At 62.5% G+C, this 6,539-nt stretch carries 6 protein-coding genes; all 6 read right to left on the reverse strand.

Annotated elements, in window-relative coordinates; translation table 11 throughout:
- Window positions 1-804, reverse strand: coding sequence for an MlaE family ABC transporter permease (locus ACRDTL_RS18810; RefSeq protein WP_431508210.1), 804 nt, complete (start codon window positions 802-804; stop codon window positions 1-3).
- 329 nt (window positions 805-1,133) lie between these two features.
- Window positions 1,134-1,805: a TetR/AcrR family transcriptional regulator gene (locus ACRDTL_RS18815; RefSeq protein ID WP_431508211.1), complete on the reverse strand. Its 672-nt coding sequence runs from the start codon at window positions 1,803-1,805 to the stop codon at window positions 1,134-1,136.
- Window positions 1,806-1,863: 58 nt separating this feature from the next.
- Window positions 1,864-4,764, reverse strand: a complete 2,901-nt coding sequence (locus tag ACRDTL_RS18820; RefSeq protein WP_431508212.1) for an RND family transporter — start codon at window positions 4,762-4,764, stop codon at window positions 1,864-1,866.
- Window positions 4,761-5,156, reverse strand: coding sequence for an MmpS family transport accessory protein (locus ACRDTL_RS18825; protein WP_431508215.1), 396 nt, complete (start codon window positions 5,154-5,156; stop codon window positions 4,761-4,763). The genes ACRDTL_RS18820 and ACRDTL_RS18825 overlap by 4 nt, the downstream gene beginning before the upstream one ends.
- A 150-nt stretch (window positions 5,157-5,306) precedes the next feature.
- Window positions 5,307-6,362 (reverse strand): NAD(P)H-dependent amine dehydrogenase family protein, encoded by a 1,056-nt coding sequence (locus tag ACRDTL_RS18830; RefSeq protein ID WP_431508213.1) that lies wholly within the window; start codon window positions 6,360-6,362, stop codon window positions 5,307-5,309.
- Window positions 6,359-6,539 (reverse strand): hypothetical protein (locus tag ACRDTL_RS18835; protein WP_431508214.1); only part of this gene is annotated, 181 nt, incomplete at its 5' end. The genes ACRDTL_RS18835 and ACRDTL_RS18830, both read right to left, overlap by 4 nt.

Genomic DNA, 6,539 nt, shown 5'->3' on the forward strand with positions numbered 1-6,539 from the left:
TCAATGCCCCGTGCCGAACCGGACGCCGATCGTGGTCAGCACCACATTGACGGCAAACAGCGCGATGACACACAGCACCAGCGTCTCGTTGACCGCCGTGCCAACGCCTTTGGCGCCGGCGCCGGTGGTCAGGCCGCGGTAGCAGCCGACCAGGCCGGCGATCAAGCCGAAGATGGTCGACTTGACGATCGAAATCACGACCTCCGGCAAGCCAGTGACCAGCGTCAGGGTGGACAGATACGCGCCGCCCGAGACGTTTTGGATGTAAACGCTGAAGATATAGCCGCCCACCAGGCCGATCGTGATCACCGAGCCGTTCAGCAGAAACGCGACGAACGTCGAGGCGACCACCCGCGGCGCCACCAGACGGTGGATCGGATCGATGCCGAGCACCTCGAGCGCATCGATCTCCTCGCGAATGGTGCGCGCACCAAGGTCAGCGCAGATCGCGGTCGAACCTGCCCCGGCGACGACGAGCACGGTCACCAGCGGGCCGAGTTGGGTGACGGCACCGAGCGCCGCACCTGCGCCGGAGACGTCGGCGGCGCCGAATTCCCGGAGTAGCAGGTTGAGGGTGAAGATGACGAGCACGGTCAATGGGATGGAAACCGCCAGAGTCGGCAGGAACGCCACCCGCACCAAAAACCAGCTCTGCTCGATGAATTCACGCCATTGAAAGGGCCGCAGCAGCGCCTTTCCGGTGAGCACGCACATGCGCGCAAAACCGCCGACAGCGGCCAGCGGCGGGGTCGCCTGATCGCGCAGGTACCCGGCTATCCCGGTGACTCCGGTGGACGCTGTCATGCTTTTCTCCGGTCGGTGACTGCGCGCACAGGGCAGTAGGACCACGAAAGACTAGTGTCCAAACGCGATTTCGAAGCTCCTGTCGCCGCCGTCCCCAGCGTCGAGGTCGGCTCTGTGCTTGCGCAGGCCATGGGGTGACTATCGCACTGTCCGTACGTACAGTCAATACTTTGGCAGCAGGCGTTGTCAGAGAATTCCATCGCAGCGAGACGATGGCCGATCGCGTAACCACCTTTACTGCCAGGTGTTTTGGCTTTGGGCGTGCTCGGCGGCTTCTGCACGTCCGTCCTGTGCTTGCCGGGCAGCAGGCTCCACCCTGTCACGACGCATCACCCGGTGGTAGCTGCGTCTGGTGCAAGACAGTCACGTACCACGGCGACGATATGCCCGTCAGGATCCGCCCATCGGCTCAGACCGAGGCGGTCAAGCAGCAGTCCGCCAAGGAATATGTCAACGAAAGCGCGCCCGACTTCCTCCGGTGTCCAAGTACGATCCCGGTCGAACCACACCCACATCCACTGCATTGATCCCCACAACTGCAGGGCTGCGAGTTCGACGTCCACACTGCGGAATACGCCCGCCTCGACCCCGTTGCGGATTTCGCCAATCATGAGCGCTTGGAGTTCGCGGCGCAGCTTGCGCACTTCCTGCATGGCCGGATCATCCGACAGTTGCACGACCTCGCGCTGGCTGGCCACTGTTTCGTCGCGTGAGAGCGCCTGCATCAGGACCGAGGTATAAATGATCGCGGCGATACGCTCCTGGGGGCTGTCCAGACGGTCCCATACCATCCGCATCGCCTGCAGCAGGCGGCCGAGGTGGGCTTCTTCGAGCTCACGTAGCATCTGCGCTTTGGTGCCGAAATGGTGGACAATGGTGCCCTTTGACATGCCGAGCTCGTTGGCGATGTCGCCCATATTCGTTCTGTCGTAACCACGTTCGGCGACGTGTCGGACAAACGCATCAAGTATCTCGGTCCGCCTCCCCACCGATCTAGGCATCCCGACCTCCGGAGTGAAACTAACCGTACGAGCGGTCAGTGTAGCACTCGAGCATCAGTCAGGGTAGGGACGACTCGTCAACCATCTCGGGAGCCGGCACCGCCAGGGGAGTGGTGTCGTCGCTCACCGGTTCACGCCGACGCGCGTTGTCGCCGCGGGGGTGGACGATCTGCGGCCACCAGAACCAGCGTCCGAGCATGACGGCGACCGACGGCATGAACAAAGCGCGCACCACCAGCGTGTCCATCAGGAGACCGATGCAGACGGTGGAGCCGAATTGGCCGAGAACCCGCAACTCGCTGCCGAGCATGGCTGCCATCGTGAAGGCGAACACCAGACCCGCGGCGGTCACCACGCCACCGCTGCCGCCCATGGCCCGGATATACCCCGTCTTGAGCCCCGCGTGAATCTCCTCCTTGAACCGGGAGACCAGCAGCAGGTTGTAGTCGGATCCGACGGCCAACAGGATGATGATGGACAGCACCATCACGATCCAGTGGATCTTGATACCGAAAAGGTCCTGCCAGATGAGTACGGACAGACCGAAGGCTGCCGCGATCGAACTTCCCGCGGTGCCGACGATCACCAGCGCGGCAACCAGGCTTCGGGTGATCAGCAGCATGATCATGAAGATCAGCGTGAGTGCCGACACCACCGCGATCATGAGGTCATATCTGGCGCCGTCGTGCATGTCCTTGAACGTTGCGGCGGTACCGCCGAGGTAAACCTTGGCCTCCGACAGCGAGGACTGCTTCAGTGCCTCCTGCGCGGCTGTCCGCACCGGAGCGACCCGTTCGATTCCTTCCGGGCTCATCGGATCGCCCTGGTGGGTGATGAAAAAGCGGGCAGATTTACCGTCCGGCGACAGGAACTGTCTGAGCCCGACCTGGAAATCCGGGTTGTCGAAGGCCTCCGGGGGCAGGTAGAAGAGATCGTCGTTTCTGGAGGTGTCAAAGCTCTGCCCCATGACGATCCCGGTATCGGTCAAGGCCTCCAACTGGTTGATCATCGCGGTGAAGGTGCTGTGCAGTGTCAGCGTCAGCGCACGGGTAGTTTTCAGCGATTCGATCTGCGGCGGCAGCACCGTGAGCAACTCGCGTGTCACGGCATCGAGGTCATCGAAGTCACTAGCGAGCGTGTGGAACTTATCGTCGAGTTCGTCGATGCCGTCGAACGAGTCCCATATCGACTTCAGCGAGAAACATATGGGGATATCGAAACAGTGTTTTTCCCAGTAGAAGTAGCTGCGGATGGGCCGCCAGAAGTCCTCGAAATCAGCCAAGTGGTCGCGCAACTCATCGGTAATCTTGGTCAGTTCATGGGTGTCCAGGTCGGTGCGGTGCGTTGCCGCACTGAGCCGGACCTGGATGTCATAGGTTTTCTGCAAGTAGTCGATCGTTATCCCGAGCTGATCCGATATCTTCAGGATGTCGGCCAGGCGATCTTTGAGAAAGTCCATGTTCTGCATGAGTGTCTGGCCCTGCACGCTGTTCTGAAATGCGATGGAGCTGTGCTGAATCGGGATTCCCAGCGGCCTGGTGATGTCCTGGATCATGGCGATACCCACGGTGCGGATGACGTTTCTGGCTACCTTGTCCAACACCAGCATGTCGGCCGTATTGCGCATATCGTGGTCGGCCTCGACCATCAACATGTCGGGATTCATTCGGGCCTGCGAGAAGTGCCGGTCCGCGGCCGCATATCCGAGGTTGGCCGGCGCTGATTTCGGCAGATAGTGGCGGTCGTTGTAACTCGTCGTGTATCCGGGCAGTGCGACCATGCCGATGAGCACGACTACGCCACTCGCGGCGAAAACCGCTGTGGGCCAACGCACGACCGCGGTGCCTACCTTCCGCCACAGCTTGCTCTTGGCCGGCCGCTTGGATTCGAAAAGGCCGAAGCGGCTGCCGACAAAGACGACAGCGGGACCGAGCGTGAGACCGGCCGCCACCACGACCAGCATTCCGATCGCCACTGGCGGCCCCATTGTGGAGAACCAGGGCAGCCGGGCCAGGCTGAGGCAGTACGTCGCTCCGGCGATGGTCAGACCGGACCCCAGGACAACCGGTGCCACTGAACGAAACGTCGTGTAGTAGGCGGTTTCCCGGTCCTCGCCGGCCCGGTGCGCTTCTTGGTAGCGGCCGATCAGGAATATTCCGTAATCTGTTGCGGCCGCGATCGCCAGCATCGTGAGGATATTCGCGGCGAATGTGGTCAGCCCGTATGCGTCGGCGTTCCCCAGAACCGCGACAATTCCCCTGGCCGCGCTCAAAGCGACGAAGGTCATGAACAGCTGGATCAGGGTGGTGACGATCGAGCGGTAGACCAGCAGCAACATCAGCGCGATCGCCCCCAGGGTGAACAGCGTGATCTTCGCCAGGCTTTTGTTGCCGATGATGTGCATGTCGTCACTGAGCGCAGCGGGACCGGTGACGTAACCCTTCACGCCGGGTGGCGCGGGTGTTTTGTCCACCACCTCGCGGACGGCATTGACCGAGTCATTGGCCTGAGTGGTGCCCTGGTTGCCGGCGATGTTGATCATCACGTAGGCGCTCTTGGCGTCGGCGGCCTGCACGCCCGCTGCCGTTAGTCGATCGCTCCAGAAGTCCTGGATGTGCTGGACATGCTCACGATCCTGCGACAGCTGACGAATGATGTTTTCGTAGTAACGGTGTGCGGCATCGCCCAGCTTGTCCTGGCCTTCCAGGACGACCATGATCGTGCTGTTGGAATCGAATTCCTTGAAGTTGTGGCCCAGTCGCATCATCGCGACCATCGACGGCGCGTCCATCGGCGCCATCGGTGCCGAGTGTTCCTCGCCCACCACTTCCAATTGCGGGACCGCGACGTTGACGATGACGGTCAAAGCCACCCATCCGAGGATGATCGGCACCGCGAACAGGCGGATGAAGTGCGGGATGACCGGCCGACGGGGGTGCTTGTCAGTTGTCTCGGTCATGCAGACTTCACCAGGCAGAAGGTCTGGGCGTTGACGCCGTGGATGGTTTTCTCCTCCCGTAGCACACCGTCCACGATGATCCGGCAGCCGATTTGATCGCCGTCACCTTGCGCCACGAGGTTGGCGCTGACCGACGGCAGGGTCGTGGTGACTGTGTAAGACCACGGCACGGGCACGCGATTGATTTGGTGCGTGTTCGCCTCTGCGTCCCAGTAGTTGATGTTGGCGGTGGTTCCGGCGGGGCCGAAGACCTCATAGGTCACGTCCTTTGGGTTGAACTGCACGATCTCGATCCCGCCGCCGGCGTTCGCGTTGAGGTCCTCAGAGCCGAAGATGCGGTGCAGTCGTCCCACGATCAGTCCCGAGACGGTGAACACGACCACCAGGACCAGGGGAATCCACGCGCGTTTGACCAACCTGGAAACCGCAGTCGCCTTCACCACGTCTCCTCCCGCTCACCGATTCGTGTCAGGGGAACCTTCGCCTGGCTAAGTATCGTAAACGTACGGTGCGTCAGCGTTCTGTCCGGGTGCCAGGTATGGCTAGCCGGCCACGTGGCCGGTGATCGGCGGCAGATCCGCCAGCGTCACGATTCCAGGCCGGGCCGCGACAACCGCGGGCACAGCGTTGGTGACCGGCATCGCGGTGTAGATCATGCCCAGGCCCATGAAACCGGGCTCGGCCCAATCCTTCGGCGGCAGACAATGAATCACCGTGCGCATATTGGGTAGACCGAACACCTGGATGACATGGCCGTGTTCGAGCGGCTTCGGCGGTGTGACGTGGTCTCCCATGATCCAGTTGAATCCGACGCTGACGACGTTTTTGTCGCCGGCCCAGCCACGGTGGTAGCCGTAGACGCTGCCGACGGTTCCGGCCGGGATCTTCATGAAGCCCAGGTCGGTGTCGGCGGTTGCCGCGGTGAACTGGACGTCAAAGGTCATCTTGTCCAGCGTCGCCCCGATCGCGTCGGCCATCATCGCCGCCGCCTCGGCGAAGACTTCGCTTTCGGCCCGCACGCTTTCGGCCAGCCCGCCAGTGTCGGGGTCTTGGGAGAAGCCCATCGCGGTCTGGGTGCCCGCCGATTCGTAGGTCGAGCAGTCGACCGACTCGGTGATCCGGATTTCGTCGACCCGCTCGCACGAGGCCGACAGCACCATGCCGACCAGGTTCGTCATACCGGGATGCGCGCCACTGCCGAAGATCGTCGACCCGCCCCGCCGGCAGGCGTCCGCGATGCGTTGCCGGTCCTGCGGGGTTTGCTTGCCGCCGGTGATCCACGCCGCGCTGGAGCACACGTTCACGCCGGCCTCCAGCAGCCACACCAGCTCATCGATGTTGGGCCACAACGGGTTATAGCAGCAAGCGTCGGGTTTCAGCACGAGCAGCGCGTCGATGTCGTTGGTGGCGGTCACGCCGGTCGGCTCCGGCCAGCCGGACAGCTCGGCGGCGTCGACGCCCACCTTGTCCGGGCCGTGTGCATACACACCGACCAACTCCATGTCGGGTCTGCCGATAATGGCGTGCAGTGATCGTCGCCCGATGTTGCCGGTGGTCCACTGGATCACGCGCAGGGGCCGGTCAGTGGATGGGTTCATGAGTGCTCCTCCTCCTCGGTGACGGTGGTTGTGACTTCTCCGACGGCTGCAAGCCGTCGGCTTCTTTTACGCCGCGGTTGCGGCGTGTAGGGCCAGTCCAGCCCTAAGTATGTTGCGAGCAGCATGTTCGTCTGCCGGTGCGGTGTGACCGCAGCGTTGGCAGACGAATTCGGCTTG

This window comes from Mycobacterium sp. (assembly GCF_050700595.1).
Lineage (GTDB): Bacteria > Actinomycetota > Actinomycetes > Mycobacteriales > Mycobacteriaceae > Mycobacterium.

Coding starts and splice junctions, on each gene's coding strand:
- ACRDTL_RS18810 (WP_431508210.1), bottom strand. CDS start 804: ATGACAGCGTCCACCGGAGTCACCGGGATAGCCGGGTACCTGCGCGAT.
- ACRDTL_RS18815 (WP_431508211.1), bottom strand. CDS start 1,805: ATGCCTAGATCGGTGGGGAGGCGGACCGAGATACTTGATGCGTTTGTC.
- ACRDTL_RS18820 (WP_431508212.1), bottom strand. CDS start 4,764: ATGACCGAGACAACTGACAAGCACCCCCGTCGGCCGGTCATCCCGCAC.
- ACRDTL_RS18830 (WP_431508213.1), bottom strand. CDS start 6,362: ATGAACCCATCCACTGACCGGCCCCTGCGCGTGATCCAGTGGACCACC.